This window comes from Sphingobacterium sp. UBA6317, assembly GCF_002440385.1.
GTDB lineage: Bacteria > Bacteroidota > Bacteroidia > Sphingobacteriales > Sphingobacteriaceae > Sphingobacterium > Sphingobacterium multivorum.
The window spans coordinates 46,611-61,291 of record NZ_DJTD01000002.1 but is presented as its reverse complement, the minus strand read 5'-3'; the positions used below and the strand labels follow the sequence as shown (position 1 = coordinate 61,291).

The following is a 14,681-nucleotide window of genomic DNA, read 5'->3' as shown; positions in this document are numbered from 1 at the left end:
CTTGTCCCGTCGAGATGAAAAAAAAGCCTGTTCATACGAACAGGCTTTTTGTATAAAAGAAATGCCGGTTTTATATTAACGTACCGTACTTCCTACTTTAATTGTTGTATCCGGTTTGACAAAATCCAATCGTCCATCAGCATCTTCTGCCATCAGGATCATTCCCTGCGACATAATTCCTTTGATTTCACGAGGTTCAAGGTTGACCAAGATAGATACCTGACGGCCTACGATTTCCTCAGGACTGAAAAATTCTGCGATACCCGAAACGACTGTGCGCGTGTCTAAGCCGGTGTCTATCGTCAATTTTAACAATTTCTTGGTTTTGGCAACTTTTTCAGCGGCTGCAATAGTTCCGACACGGATATCCATTTTAACAAAATCATCGAAGCTAATGTTTTCTTTCGCAGGAGCAACTTTTGCATTATCAGCTAGATTTTTTGCTTTTGCTTCAGCAAGTTTGTTTAGTTGGAAGTCGACTTGTTCATCGGTTATTTTGTCAAATAACAATTGCACTTCACCCAGTTGGTGTCCAGTTTTGATCAAAGCATCTGAACCTGCGTCGTTCCAGTTTCCTTGTGGAAAATTAAGCATTTCAAATAATTTGATAGCTGTTTTCGGTAAAAACGGTTGTGCAAGAACGGCAAGATTGGCAACGATTTGAGCCGCTACATTTAGGATTGTTTTGACACGCTCCTCATCTGTTTTAATGATTTTCCATGGTTCCTCATCGGCAAGATATTTGTTGCCCAGACGCGCTACATTCATAAATTCTGCCAATGCCTCACGGAAGCGGAATTGTTCCAAAGACGATTTGATAGAAGTAGGGTATGCTTTTAGTTCATCCAGTACCGCTTGATCTACAGCTGTTAGTGGCGAGCCGTTCAATACTTTGCCATCGAAATATTTGTGAGAAAGTACCAAGACGCGGTTGACAAAGTTACCAAAAATAGCAACCAGCTCATTGTTGATCCGAGCTTGGAAATCTTTCCAGGTAAACTCCGCATCTGAAGTTTCCGGTAAGATGGATGTCAATACATAACGTAATTCATCCTGTTTATCCGGGAATTCCTGAAGGTATTCATGTAACCAAACCGCATGGTTTCGAGAAGTGGACAGCTTGTCGCCCTCCAGGTTCAGGAATTCGTTGGCTGGAATATTTTCTGGTAAAATATAGTCGCCGTGTGCATGAAGAATCGCCGGGAAAATAATGCAGTGGAAAACAATATTATCTTTTCCAATAAAATGGATCAGCGTAGAATCGTCTGCTGGATTTTCATGGGTTTTCCAATAGTCTTCCCAGTTTTTACCATGATCCAAAGCCCATTGTTTTGTTGCTGAGATATAACCGATAGGCGCATCTAACCATACATAGAGTTTTTTACCCTCTGCTTCAGCCAAAGGTACATCAACGCCCCAATCCAGATCTCTTGTCATTGAACGCGGCTGTAAACCGGATTTAAGCCACGATTGACATTGACCAAAAACGTTGGACTTCAGGATATTTTTCTTTCCTTCGATCAGCCATTTTTCAAGCCAAGGCTGGTATTTGTCCAATGGAAGATACCAATGTTTTGTTTCTTTCAAAACCGGTGTCTTTCCGCTCAATGTTGAAATCGGGTTGATCAGATCTGTTGGGCTAAGTGATGTTCCACATTTCTCACATTGGTCACCATAGGCTCCTTCAGACTTACAATTTGGACAAGTTCCCGTAATATAGCGGTCAGCCAAAAACTGATGGTATTCCTCATCGTAATACTGCTCCGAAAATTTCTCGACAAATTCACCTTTATTGTAAAGGTTCAAGAAGAAATCTTGCGATAACTGGTGATGTATTGGCTCCGATGTACGGTGATAGATATCGAAAGAGATACCAAACTCTTCAAAGCTTTCTTTGATTTGTTTGTTGTATTTGTCAATGATTTGCTGTGGGGTGATGCCCTCTTTTTTTGCACGGATGGTAATCGCCGCACCATGCTCATCTGAACCACATACATAGACTACATCTTTTTGATTTAGACGCAGATAACGGACAAAGATATCCCCTGGGATATAAGCTCCGGCAAGGTGTCCAATATGTAAAGGACCATTGGCATAAGGTAATGCCGATGTGATGGTATAACGTTTTTTATCTAGAATACTCAATGCTTGAAAGTATATTAAAGTGTGTACTTGTTTCCTTTGGCAAACTTAGATAAATTGCTGTTTATATGCAATATAAATGCATGTCATATCGAACAATTTATTCTTGAATTCTTGTTTTGGCTAATTTCTACGATTACGGCAACTTGATTAAAATACGCTGCTATTTAACCTCTTGTTATCGTAGAAATATTATTCAACATAGCGGTAGAAAACTTAGATAAATTTACGTTTATTTGTACATATAAGCACCATATATCAAGTATATTTCTAATCGGACTTTGCAATGTAGAGGTCCTTTTTTTCGAAAGTGTTTGATGTTATTGGCCAGAAAGATTCTTCAGTTCGCTTGCATAGCGGTTGGTGTCTTCGAAGCCATGAAGGTTTTGTTTGATCATTAGCGATAAAAAAATATGTCCAAAATTCCTGATTTTCTGAAAGAAGGCGATAAAGTCGCTATTGTTTGTCCTGCGAGTTTTATACGTGGATCTATTGATGTTGGCATAAAAACATTAGAGAGTTGGGGGCTGGAGGTTGTCATTGGGAAGACTGTTGGGGCATCGTTTCATCAGTTTGCCGGAGATGACAATTTACGCACCGCCGATCTGCAGTGGGCGCTGGATGACCCGTCGATTAAAGCTGTTTTTGCGGCGCGCGGAGGTTACGGCTGTGTTCGTATTGTCGACGAAATCGATTTTTCAAACTTTGAAAAAAATCCCAAGTGGTTGGTGGGTTTTAGTGATATAACCGTATTGCATAGCCATATTCAACGGAACTATAAAATTGCGACCATACATGGACAGATGCCCAAGTCTTTCGAAACTGGGACTAAAGCTTCTTTAGAAACCTTACAAAATGCATTGTTCGGTCATCGTATGGACTTTGCCTATGAGCAAGCCCTATTCCCCAATCGTGCAGGCGAGGGAGAAGGAAAACTGGTGGGTGGAAATCTGGCGATCTTACTGTCTGTACTTGCGTCCGATTCGGATGTCAATTACAAGAATAAAATATTATTTATTGAAGATGTAGGTGAGGCTTATTATTCCATCGACAGAATGCTCTGGGCATTGAAACGTGCTGGAAAACTAAAAAAATTAAATGGTCTGATTGTCGGTGGCTTCTCTGCCATGAAGGACAACGATCCAGCTTTTGGGCAAAGTGTAGCGGAAATTGTATGGGATAAAGTCAAAGAGTACGATTTCCCCGTAGCATTTGCTTATCCAGCAGGGCATATTGATGACAATCATGCCCTTGTATTGGGGCGAAAGGTAGCGCTGAAAACCACGGAGAATTCTGTTCAGTTAACCTATTTGTAGGGATAACCGAACAGCCTCTGGCTGCATCATTTATCTGCAGATTATCCCGAATGTACAGGGATGACCATCATGGCAGCCTGACTCTTCCAGGCCATTTTTTGCGCAATACTCGTATTGAAAATTCGGCTTAATAGACCCTTGTCCCGATGGAAAGTGACCATCATGTCGATATGGTTTTCATTGATGTATTGGTTGATCCCTGAAGCAATGTCCGCATGGAGGATATAGCTATAGATGGGATGATAAGGAGCCAATAAGTCCTGCATGATCGTTATTTCGGCATTTACCGCTTTATTTGCAGGATCTTCTTTAGTCACATGTACGACATAGACCTCACTTTTACGTAATACTTCCGACGCATTCACCAGGAGACGGTTTAATTTTAGTTTGACTTCTTTGAGATTGGTGGCGATCAACATCTTTTTGGGTACCCTAAACTCTGCCCGTGCGGGGACCACCAGTAATGGTGTGTGACAATTTTCGATCAGCTTGAGGGTATTACTTCCAAGAAGCAGTTTCTTTAAGCCACTTTTACCTGCAGTTCCGACGATGACAAGGTCAATGTCCTCCTCAGCACAGGTACGGTTTACACCATAGCTAAGTTCATATTCTTCAAGAACGGACTTCCAGGCAATACCCTCAGGGAAAAGCAACATTAGTTCCTGCTGCCAGGTATTGAGGTCCTTTTGTTTTTCTTCCAGGATTTCCGAATTGCTTATGACAACAGGTTCAGTACCTACGGTAGGGATTACTTCGTATGTGTGGTATAGGACAACCTTTTCAATGCCCCAAAGTGGAGCTAATTGTGCGGCATATCGAGCAGCAGCATAGGCATTGTCCGAAAAGTCTGTTAACAAGAGTAGGTTTTTCATCCTTTAGTTATTTGTTTATCCATAATCCGCGGCTAGGTATTGTACAAGCCTTAGACGGTATTGTTGATGCTTATTTCAGCGCTTTATAATCGGGTCTATAGCCTTAAATTACACATTAAGTATCATAAATCCAATAGTTTTATGAACATAACAGATGCTTTGAGGCGCTCAATCTAAATAATTTCATTAATTTAGGGAGATTGGTAATTTAAGTCTTAATAATTTAACCGTTTTTTATGGCAATTTGGAATTCATTGGGTAAATATAGGGATACAGGATTGTTGATCTTACGTATTGGACTGGGGGTGATGATGATCATGCACGGTCTTCCTAAGTTACAGGGCGGCCCTGAGCTCTGGGCAGGGGTTGGTAAATCAATGGGTAATATCGGTATTCATTTTATGCCTACTTTTTGGGGCTTTATGGCTGCTGCGACCGAAACTGTTGGTGGCCTATTTTTACTGCTGGGACTCTTTTTCAGACCAGCGGCATTATTGCTCGCATTTACGATGGTCATTGCTGGATTAATGCATCTTTCTAAAGGAGATGGTATCTCTGGTGCTTCACATGCGATTGAGCTTTGCTTTGTGTTTTTAGGACTTATCCTTATTGGACCGGGTAAACATTCGGTTGATAAGAAATAATAGAATCCCGGAGGAAAGACTTCCCGGGGGAAGAACTATACGGCAAAAGCCGCAATCTATCATAGATTGCGGCTTTGCTATTTTTCTCCTATGACCTCTCCATGGGGATAACAAGCAAGTTCGCGGCGCCATTCCAGGCTATTTTTTTCGATATGCTAGCCTTAAAGAGGCTGGCCAATAGTCCTTGCTTTTTATGGAATGAAAGGATGAGATCGATATGTTTCTCTTTGGCATATTCGGCTATACCTTCTGTAATATCATCATGGCTGATATAGTCGTAAATAGGATGGTATTTGTCTAAGCGCTCGTGCAGATGCTTTAGTTCCTGTGCCAGGTCTGCCGCTGAACCTTCTTTTTTAGCGACATTCAAAACATACAATTGTGCATTGAAGGTGTCCAGCACCCGATCCAGGTTGAATAAATCCAATTTTCGGTCCACCTCTTTCAGATCGGTTGTCGCCAATACATTTTTGGGAACGGCAGGATTTACCTTGTGAGAAACAATAAGCATGGGCTTATTGCAGATGTCCATCAGCGTAATGGCATTACTTCCGACCAGGATCTTAGCAAAACCCGTTTGTCCGGTGATACCCAATGCGACAAGGTCAATGTCGTGCGATTTGCACATGTCATTGACTCCCATGGGTAAATCAATATCTTCCATCTGATGGGATAATTCCACTTGTGGTGGGAACAACAATCTAATTTGGTCAAACCACTGTGTCAGTTCCTTCTCTTTGGCCTCTTTCACCTCATCATTGACAATGACAATCGGTTCGTTATTGACAAGGGTAACGCTATTGTAAGTATGGTAGACAATAACTTTTTCAGTTTTCCAGGCCTCTGTACACAGCGCAACTTGTTTTGCTGCCAGAAGAGCATTTTCTGAAAAGTCAGTTAACAGGAGGATACGTTTCATGATGTTCTTTTTTATACGTTTAACTTCTATAACCTGGTTGGTGCATTCTGTCCTGCCAAATCTTTAGCGTATGAGCTAAGGGAATCATTCGGACTTCAAGCAGTACCGGTATATTACTAAAACAATGAATGTAGCGATAAGTTACAAAGAAAACGTGAATTTAATGTTAAACTCTCCCTATTGTGATGAGTGTCATAAAAAAAGGCAACCGTGATTACGGTTGCCTTTCCTTAGCTCAATGATCGCTTCTGTTACTAGTGAAATTATAAAGGTTTTTTTGTTCCAAAGTTGATGATATAATCGGTCATCACTTTGGCGCTTTCATCTTTCACAAAATCCAGGTCAATTTTAGGTTGGGATTTTCCTTCCTCCCAAGCCGGTTTGCCCTGCAATTTCAATAAAGCGTTGATGCGGTCTCTATTTTTCTTGAGGTTGTCATCTTTCTCTTTCTTGAATTTGTTCAGCTCCAATGGAATTTTAACATCCTCATCTTTTTGAGCTTCTTCAATATCCTCTTTCAGATACTTATATTCCAATGAGTTTTTAATGCGTGCCTCGTGCATTGTTTCTAATTTCTTGTCAACGCCACTTAGGTCAGCTACTTTTTTGAAGTTGCTCGATTGGATTTGATCCCAAGGAAGTGCTGATTTTTCTGAGCTCTCTCCAAATTTCTCTGCAGAAAACTGAGAAGGGAATACGATATCCGGTGTAACCCCCTTATGTTGTGTACTACTACCGTTTACACGATAGAATTTGCCCAGCGTGATATTGATCTGCCCATATTGAGGAGCACCTTCTGGGGTGTCCGGATCTTTTTCACCTGAGGCTTTTAGGAGTAAGCGGCTAGTCGGGCTAATGACACGTGACATATCGATTGCCGATTGCACTGTTCCTTTACCATAACTTTGAGAGCCTAATATAATTCCTCTGCCATAATCCTGGATAGCTCCGGCAAAGATTTCAGAAGCCGAAGCTGAGAAACGGTTGATCATGATGCCCAATGGACCATCCCAGGACACACCGGCATTTTTATCTTCTTCGACATCGATATTATTTTTTGTATCCCTTACTTGTACAACTGGACCTTTATCAATAAATAAACCTGTCAAATCAATTGCCTCCGGTAATGATCCGCCGCCATTGAATCGCAAGTCGATAACCACAGCATCAACTTTTTCTTGCTTCAAGGTGTCTAGGATTAACCTGACGTCTCTCGTTGTGCTCTTATAGTTTGGATCGCGTCTTCTGTAAGCGTCAAAATCCATGTAGAATTTAGGAATGTTGATGATACCTATCTTATACATCTTTCCGTCTGCACCTTTCACGTTCATGATCTCTTTCTTTGCAGACTCTTCTTCAACGACGATTTTCTCACGTACTAAAGAAACAATGCGCGGATGAGAGTTCATTGGCTGACCTGCAGGTATAATTTTTAGGCGAACAATAGTTCCTTTTGGCCCTTTGATTTTTGCTACAGCAGCATCGAGTCTCCAGCCAATAATGTCTTCAAATTCACCATCTTTTCCTTGGGCAACTGCAATGATCTTGTCGTTGACATGAATGCTTTTGTCTTTGAATATTGGTCCACCCGGGATAATTTCGTTGATACTTATGGCTTCATTGTCTATCATGAGCCGAGCGCCAATTCCTTCAAACGTATTGGCCATTCCTTCATTGAATGCCTGTGCAAAGGATGGATTAAAATAAGAGGTATGCGGGTCAACAGCATCTGTCAATGCTTGCATGACCACCTGAAAGGCATCGTTTGCATTTGTTTTCTTAGCCTGCGAAATCAAATTAATGTAGCGTTTCTTTAGTGTTTCCACCTGTTTGGTCTTCGCACTGTCGGTAGACTTGCCACTCGCGGTTTCCAAGTTGAGCAGATCGTATTTTACGCGTTTGCGCCATTGGTCGTTGGCCTCGTTTGCGGTTTTGAACCAGCCTAGTTTTTCACGGTTAGGTTGATAATACTCATCCTTGGTAAAATCCTGTTTCTTATCGATTTCTGAAAGCGCATATTGCATTCTGTCCAGGTATCTCTTGGAATAGACATTAAAAATATGGAATGCCGCAGAAAGATCTCCATTTTTGATATCCTGTGCAAGATTGCTTCTGTACGCTTGAAATGCATCAATATCCGATTGAAGCAAGTAATTTTTTCCCTGATCCAGACTTTTGATTAGATTATCGTATATGATACCCGATATCGAATCATTCATTTTGACCTTTTTGTAGCTCGCATTTTCCAATAATCCAGAGACTTCCTTCGCGATGATCTGATGTTGTGTACTTGGCTTAAGTCCCCCATCTTCAGGCAACGCTACCCGTGGTTTTGAACCACAAGAAACAATGGATACAACAAAAAGTGCAAATATGAGTTTCCTAAACATATTTTCGACGGTTTTAATAATCATTCTTTTTAAAAAATATTCAGCTCTTATTGATAAGCGTGCTAAATTTAGTGAAATTCGTAGCACATTACCGCAGAATCTAAAAATTTATTTGATTTATCCTTTAATATTTACAAAAGGCTTAAAATCGCTTTGTAGACTGCTCTTTCAACAGACCAATGGAAGAGGCAGATTGTTTTAACTGTTTCAATTATACAGTTCATTTTTTAACTGCGTATAGGCCTTGTAGGTCTGATCAGCAGATGGATAGTCTTTTAACACAAGATACACCTCACCGAGTTTGTCCAATATCGCGAGTGAGAGCTGTTTGTTATTTTCATCCGAAGCCAGTTCAGCAGCTTGCACAAATTCTTTGATCGCTACCTTATAATTACCATCTTTTTGCTTGGATGAGGCCAGCAGGTATTCAATCTCAGCGAGCTCGCTACTTAGTTTTTTGGCATTGGCCAAATCGCGGGCCTGTAGCAGAAACCACTGTGCCTCGGTAAATTTATTTTGCTTAAAATAAATCTCGGCAAGCATTTCCCAGGCAAAAATTTTCCCTTCATAGGCTTTGGCCTTATTGAATAGGGGGATTGCACTACGGATAATATTATTTTCCGCCGCTTTATAATTTCCCTGACCGGCTCGAGCCATGGCAATTAACAGCCAGGCATTGGCTTGCTCCGCATAGCTTTTGCTCGTCATCGCATAGGTATGATAATTTTGTGCGCTCTCCTCGGCGCGTACAAAGTCGCCACGATACAGCTGGAAATTGCTGATGTTCATATTGATGGTGGCTATGTCATCCTTGTTATCGGTACGATTTGCCAAAGAAAGTGCCTGATATAAAAACTTTGACGCATTGCTGCTATCGTTATTTTTAATTGAAAATAAGGCGGCTTCATTCGATAAGGCATAGCTTGAGATCCAATTTTGAGCGTTCTTTTGTGCCTCAATCGCGTCATTCCAGGTATTCGCTGTAGCTGGCATCGGATTCATTAAATATTGAAAATGCCCCAGGTTATTGGTGCTCCGCAGTTGCAATAACAGTCGCTGTAGCAGGAGTTGCCTTGCAATTTCTTTGCTGAACGATTTCTTGTCCGCATAATTCTCTGCCAGTATTTCATTGGCGGATTTTGGTGGCGGTAAAAAATAAACCTCGGGACCAATCCCCTTAAATGAAGCATCGTATTTTTTTATTGCGCCGGTATAATCCTTGTCTGCGCTTTGCGCCATAACCTGACTAGGTATATTTATGTACATTGCCAGGATGGTAAATATAGAAATCCAGTATTTTGTCATTCTCATAAAATATTACGTTATCATTAACGTCTACATAAATTTAGCTAAAGGGCATATTTGAGCAATCTACTCCTTGATTCGATAAACCTGTACGTTCGGTTATGCTCTGCCAAAAGCAATTTACATATATAATAGAGCAAATATGACTAAAAATTGTGTGAAAAAATGTTAAAGTACTATCGGGCGGCGAATGCTGACCTTTAAAATTATGCTTGTGAAAGCCTGAAGCTTATCGCTTTACTGTACTCTTCGTCGAAAGAGCCTGGATGAATAAAGCTAAAATATTTAGCCGTTGTGCTGTTTTAATGTTTAACTTTGTGTTATGGCAACACGAATTCCATTAGCAGAACGACTTAGACCGCGGCAATTGAGCGATTATGTGGGACAACAGCATATTGTTGGGCCAGATGCAGTACTCTATCATGCCATCCAGCAAAAGAATATTCCTTCCATGATACTATGGGGGCCTCCAGGGGTCGGAAAAACAAGTTTGGCCTTGCTGATCGCAAGAGAACTCGACAGGCCGTTCTTTTCATTAAGTGCAATTCAGGCCGGGGTGAAAGATATTCGTGAAGTGATTGAAAAAGCTGAACGGCTGATGAATTTCAATCAAGATCAACCCATTTTGTTTATTGATGAGATTCACCGTTTTTCCAAGTCGCAGCAAGATTCACTTTTAGGGGCTGTTGAACGTGGGCTGGTGACACTTATTGGTGCAACAACAGAAAACCCCTCGTTTGAAGTTATCTCCGCATTGCTCTCGCGTTGCCAAGTCTATGTATTGGAACATCTTTCGGAAGTAGATCTTATTGGATTGATCCAAAAAGCATTACATGAAGACGAATATTTACAGCAACAGGCAATTGTTGTCGAAGAATATGAGGCCTTGTTGCGGCTGTCTGGTGGCGACGCACGTAAATTGTTAAATGTGCTCGAGCTGGTTGTCAATGCGGCAGTATTGCACAAAGAGCCAATTACAAACGCCTTTGTCCTGAAACAGGTACAGCAAAATATGGCTATTTATGACAAGGCGGGGGAGCAACATTACGATATTATATCCGCTTTTATCAAATCCATCCGTGGGTCAGATCCGAATGCTGCGGTATATTGGCTTGCACGGATGATTGAAGGCGGAGAGGATCCGTCCTTTATTGCACGGCGGCTGCTGATTTTGGCTTCTGAAGACATTGGCAATGCAAATCCCAATGCCTTACTGTTGGCCAACAACTGTTTTCAGGCAGTGAATGTGATTGGATGGCCCGAATCACGTATTATTCTCTCGCAGACAGTGATCTATCTGGCTACCTCGGTCAAAAGTAATGCATCCTACGAGGCCATCAATAAGGCACAGGCCTTGGTGAAGCAAACAGGAGATCTGTCTGTACCGCTGCATATCCGTAATGCACCGACCAAATTGATGAAAGACCTAAATTTTGGCGCCGAATACAAGTACGCACATGCCTATCCGGGGAATTTTGTCGTTCAGGAATTTCTGCCCAAAGAAATTAGTGGTGTCAAATTGTATGAGCCCGGGCAAAATCCGCAGGAGGAAAAACTAAGACAAAGTTTACGGGACAAATGGAAGGAAAAATATAAGTATTAAATCAATATGTTATGAAAAAGGAGGCTTGGCGGGTATTTTTTAATTTTTTTTAAAACTATCTCGTACCTTTGCTTGTTATCATAACGTTTTTCAATAGGTAGTAAACACGCTGGCACTCCCCATGGTCAGCGTGTTTTTTTTATTGCGGATCAACTTAAATTATTTATGTTTGTTTTACAAATGTTTCAACTATGAACTTAGCGCCTTTAAAACAAACAGGACGTTTGACTATTCTAGCACTAACTGGACTTTTAGTCTTCTCCTGTCAAAAGGATACTCCTCAACCAGAGCCCGAACCCGAACCGGTCGAGCGTACCGAAGCGCAGCTGATCAAGGATGATATCTATAAGTATTATAAGCTATATTCACTTTGGGACAAATCCATCCCTGATTATACGAAAGATCCTTCCCAATTTACGGATAAATATGGTTCGGCAGATTTGGTGCTCGATGCGCTGAAGAAAATGACACCGGCACATGCGGCTTATCCAAACGGGGTCTTTGACCGATTTTCCTATATGGAGGGTCTCGACGGCTATAACACCGGAGCTACTGCTTCTGGCAGGCTCAAGATGGATACCAACGAAGGTTATGGGATCTATGTGCAGCTCGGAACAGAAGACGAAAAAACGGCACAGCCCATTATCTATTTTGTCGAGGGGGGATCCCCAGCCCAAAAGGCAGGTTTCAAACGGTCTGATTTTATTACGGCTGTCAACGGTGATTCCGATTACTCGATCGCTGTCACCTGTACGGCTAGCGGTTGTACCATCAATGATGCAAGTGCGCGGGACAAGATGATGAACAAACTGAATGCTGCCCTGGACGCTGGTACACTTAAGTTGCAGGTGAAACATCAGGACGGGACAACAACGACCAAAGATCTTACTTATGCCAATGGCTATACCATTGACCCGATTTATAAAGATTCCGTCTATACCTATAATGGAAACAACGTAGGTTATCTTGCCTTATCATCTTTTGAAGAGATTGAAAATAATAATGTCAATCAACAAAAGATCGATGCCGCTTTTGAAAAATTCCAAACTCAGCAGATTAAAAGTTTAATTGTTGATTTACGCTACAATGGAGGGGGATATGTAGATGCGTCTGCTTATGTCGCCGATAAAATTGGTGGAGCCATTACCAAAGGAAAGCTGATGCTCACCTATGAGGTGAACGATTATATCAAAGCGACGCCGAGCATCAATAAGATGTTTCAGGATACAAAATTTGAAGGCAAGAGCAATTTGAACTTGAATAAAGTCTATTTTCTGGTGAGCGACCGCACGGCATCGGCTGCTGAAATGCTGATCAATGTGCTTAAACCCTATCTGCAAGTACAGATTATAGCCTCTGGTACACGTACATACGGCAAGCCAGTAGGTTTCTTTGAGCAGGTTGTGCAAAATAAAGTTTCTTTCTGGCCAGTGTCCTTTCTATTGAAAAATTCGGCGGATTTTTCCGGCTATTGGGATGGTTTTGTCCCCGATAAAAGCAATATAACGGATTATGTATTTGTTGATGTGGGTGACAAGAAAGAAACGATGTTGGCGACAGCCTTGAACGATGCTGCACCGGGTATTACCACCAAAGCTTCTATCAATGCCGTAAGCCGAAAAGGCTATCGTACGCTTAACAAAAGCGAGGTCAATATGCGTCCGGACCGCGGCATGATCAAGAAACGTTAATTACGCAGCTGCAAGTAATTCCTCATTTGTCGGCGAGACTTTTCGGGGATCTTATTATGGTTTTATTCGCCTTGTGTTCGTACCACCTTCGGGCTCGAACAGATCTTGTACAGATCCCGTACAGTCTTTGAACAGAAAATTCCTGTTCAAAGACTGTAGAAGGTTCGTTACCAATTGGGCCATTGTCTGGCCACGGGCGAAGCAAGTCCGAAGCAGGTCCGAATCTTATTGGTCAGCAGCAACCTCCTTTTGTTATCATCGCTACTGTTGACTGCGAAATCAAGAAGGTTTTGTTTGTGGGAAAGGAACATGTTAAGTAAGTTTGTAGATTCAACTATATCATTGAAATCGTTAAGTCTTTATGGCATTAAAATATTTCATTTAAATGAGAAAAATAACAAAAGTAGCTTGCATTGGAGCGGGATATGTAGGAGGCCCTACCATGTCTGTTATAGCAAATAAAAATCCATCCATAACGGTGACTGTTGTGGATATGAATGCCGAGCGTATAAAAGCATGGAATGCCTCGGATCTCAGTCAGTTGCCTATCTACGAGCCAGGTTTGGCAGATGTGGTGGGTGAATGCCGGGGAAGGAATTTGTTTTTTTCGACAGAAGTCGATCGTGCAATTGATGAAGCCGATATGATATTTATCTCTGTCAATACACCTACCAAATCCTATGGAAAAGGAAAAGGGCAGGCGGCAGATTTAAAATATATCGAACTTTGCGCGAGACAAATTGCGGCGGTATCCAAAAATGATAAAATTATTGTGGAAAAGTCCACCTTACCGGTGCGGACGGCGTCAGCGCTTAAAAGTATATTAGACAATACCGGAAACGGAGTTAATTTTCAAATTCTTTCCAATCCCGAATTTTTGGCCGAAGGAACAGCAATAGCCGATCTAAATGAGCCTGACCGTGTTCTCATTGGAGGTGACCATGAATCTGCTATAGCTGCACTTGTAAGCCTATATGAATCTTGGGTTCCTCGCGAGCGTATTATCACGACAAATTTGTGGTCCTCAGAGCTTTCCAAGCTGGTGGCTAATGCATTTCTGGCGCAGCGGGTTTCATCTATAAATGCAATATCTGAGTTATGTGAAGTCACGGGAGCCAGTGTGCATGAGGTGGCGGCCGCAGTCGGGCGGGATAGCCGTATAGGGAACAAATTTCTAAAAGCCTCCGTAGGGTTTGGTGGATCTTGTTTTCAGAAAGATATTTTAAATTTAGTGTATATAGCACGAAGTTACAACTTGCATGCTGTGGCTGATTATTGGGAACAAGTCATCATCTTAAATGACCATCAGAAGTCCCGATTTGCGGATAAAATAGTTCAGTGGATGTACAATACCGTGAATGGTAAAAAGATCGCCTTTCTCGGCTGGGCATTTAAAAAGGAAACAAATGACACCAGGGAATCTGCTGCCATCTATGTGGGCGATCAGTTGCTCAGCGAGGAGGCGGCGATTACAGTCTATGATCCCAAAGTTCCGGCATCACAGATCTATAAGGACCTAGATGCATTGGGGACACGGAATCCAGCTGATAACCGCTCATGGGTAACGGTGGCAACAGACCCCTATGAGGCTATAAAAGGAGCTCATGCTATAGCGATATTGACCGAGTGGGATGAATTTAAAGATTATGATTGGGAGAAGATCAAATCCAGTATGAATAAGCCATCTTTTATTTTTGATGGACGTAAGCTATTGGATAGAAAGCAGCTGGAATCGTTAGGATTTATTTATTATGGCATTGGCGAATAAGAAATAACCTTCGTCAGCTTGTATAAACCCG

Annotated in this window: 10 protein-coding genes; 5 read left to right on the top strand and 5 right to left on the bottom strand. The window is 41.7% G+C overall.

Features of this window, described 5'->3' with window-relative positions; all coding sequences use genetic code 11:
- Positions 1 to 75: 75 nt before the first annotated feature.
- Positions 76 to 2,145 carry a methionine--tRNA ligase gene (gene metG / locus B3E92_RS00315; protein WP_286768757.1) on the bottom strand — a complete coding sequence of 690 codons (2,070 nt, stop codon included), beginning with the start codon at positions 2,143 to 2,145 and terminating at the stop codon, positions 76 to 78.
- 410 nt (positions 2,146 to 2,555) lie between these two features.
- On the opposite strand from metG, the gene B3E92_RS00310 reads away from it, so the two are divergent.
- Positions 2,556 to 3,458: a S66 peptidase family protein gene (locus tag B3E92_RS00310; RefSeq protein ID WP_286894817.1), complete on the top strand. Its 903-nt coding sequence runs from the start codon at positions 2,556 to 2,558 to the stop codon at positions 3,456 to 3,458.
- 41 nt (positions 3,459 to 3,499) lie between these two features.
- On the opposite strand, the gene B3E92_RS00305 is transcribed toward B3E92_RS00310, so the two are convergent.
- Positions 3,500 to 4,330: a universal stress protein gene (locus B3E92_RS00305; protein ID WP_286754139.1), complete on the bottom strand. Its 831-nt coding sequence runs from the start codon at positions 4,328 to 4,330 to the stop codon at positions 3,500 to 3,502.
- Positions 4,331 to 4,566: 236 nt separating this feature from the next.
- On the opposite strand from B3E92_RS00305, the gene B3E92_RS00300 reads away from it, so the two are divergent.
- Positions 4,567 to 4,974 (top strand): DoxX family protein, encoded by a 408-nt coding sequence (locus tag B3E92_RS00300; RefSeq protein ID WP_286894816.1) that lies wholly within the window; start codon positions 4,567 to 4,569, stop codon positions 4,972 to 4,974.
- A gap of 88 nt (positions 4,975 to 5,062) precedes the next feature.
- Here B3E92_RS00300 and B3E92_RS00295 read toward each other — a convergent pair whose 3' ends face one another.
- From B3E92_RS00295 to B3E92_RS00285, 3 genes are all read right to left on the bottom strand, one after another.
- Complete coding sequence (locus B3E92_RS00295; protein WP_286894815.1) at positions 5,063 to 5,893, bottom strand: universal stress protein; 831 nt, start codon at positions 5,891 to 5,893, stop codon at positions 5,063 to 5,065.
- Positions 5,894 to 6,156: 263 nt separating this feature from the next.
- Positions 6,157 to 8,283 carry a carboxy terminal-processing peptidase gene (locus B3E92_RS00290; protein WP_286894813.1) on the bottom strand — a complete coding sequence of 709 codons (2,127 nt, stop codon included), beginning with the start codon at positions 8,281 to 8,283 and terminating at the stop codon, positions 6,157 to 6,159.
- Positions 8,284 to 8,490: 207 nt separating this feature from the next.
- Complete coding sequence (locus B3E92_RS00285) at positions 8,491 to 9,522, bottom strand: tetratricopeptide repeat protein (RefSeq protein WP_159332628.1); 1,032 nt, start codon at positions 9,520 to 9,522, stop codon at positions 8,491 to 8,493.
- Positions 9,523 to 9,910: 388 nt separating this feature from the next.
- On the opposite strand from B3E92_RS00285, the gene B3E92_RS00280 reads away from it, so the two are divergent.
- The 3 genes from B3E92_RS00280 (at position 9,911) to B3E92_RS00270 (ending at position 14,650) form a co-directional block, all read left to right on the top strand.
- Positions 9,911 to 11,191 (top strand): replication-associated recombination protein A, encoded by a 1,281-nt coding sequence (locus tag B3E92_RS00280; RefSeq protein WP_286894810.1) that lies wholly within the window; start codon positions 9,911 to 9,913, stop codon positions 11,189 to 11,191.
- A gap of 191 nt (positions 11,192 to 11,382) precedes the next feature.
- Positions 11,383 to 12,882: a S41 family peptidase gene (locus tag B3E92_RS00275; RefSeq protein ID WP_286894808.1), complete on the top strand. Its 1,500-nt coding sequence runs from the start codon at positions 11,383 to 11,385 to the stop codon at positions 12,880 to 12,882.
- A 385-nt stretch (positions 12,883 to 13,267) separates the two neighbouring features.
- Positions 13,268 to 14,650 (top strand): nucleotide sugar dehydrogenase, encoded by a 1,383-nt coding sequence (locus tag B3E92_RS00270; protein WP_286767955.1) that lies wholly within the window; start codon positions 13,268 to 13,270, stop codon positions 14,648 to 14,650.
- Positions 14,651 to 14,681 lie beyond the last annotated feature (31 nt).

What these genes read in the sequence shown, in the direction of transcription:
- B3E92_RS00310 (WP_286894817.1), top strand. Translation starts at nt 2,556, where the DNA reads ATGTCCAAAATTCCTGATTTTCTGAAAGAAGGCGATAAAGTCGCTATT.
- B3E92_RS00305 (WP_286754139.1), bottom strand. Translation starts at nt 4,330, where the DNA reads ATGAAAAACCTACTCTTGTTAACAGACTTTTCGGACAATGCCTATGCT.
- B3E92_RS00300 (WP_286894816.1), top strand. Translation starts at nt 4,567, where the DNA reads ATGGCAATTTGGAATTCATTGGGTAAATATAGGGATACAGGATTGTTG.
- B3E92_RS00295 (WP_286894815.1), bottom strand. Translation starts at nt 5,893, where the DNA reads ATGAAACGTATCCTCCTGTTAACTGACTTTTCAGAAAATGCTCTTCTG.
- B3E92_RS00290 (WP_286894813.1), bottom strand. Translation starts at nt 8,283, where the DNA reads ATGTTTAGGAAACTCATATTTGCACTTTTTGTTGTATCCATTGTTTCT.
- B3E92_RS00285 (WP_159332628.1), bottom strand. Translation starts at nt 9,522, where the DNA reads ATGGCGCAAAGCGCAGACAAGGATTATACCGGCGCAATAAAAAAATAC.
- B3E92_RS00280 (WP_286894810.1), top strand. Translation starts at nt 9,911, where the DNA reads ATGGCAACACGAATTCCATTAGCAGAACGACTTAGACCGCGGCAATTG.
- B3E92_RS00275 (WP_286894808.1), top strand. Translation starts at nt 11,383, where the DNA reads ATGAACTTAGCGCCTTTAAAACAAACAGGACGTTTGACTATTCTAGCA.
- B3E92_RS00270 (WP_286767955.1), top strand. Translation starts at nt 13,268, where the DNA reads ATGAGAAAAATAACAAAAGTAGCTTGCATTGGAGCGGGATATGTAGGA.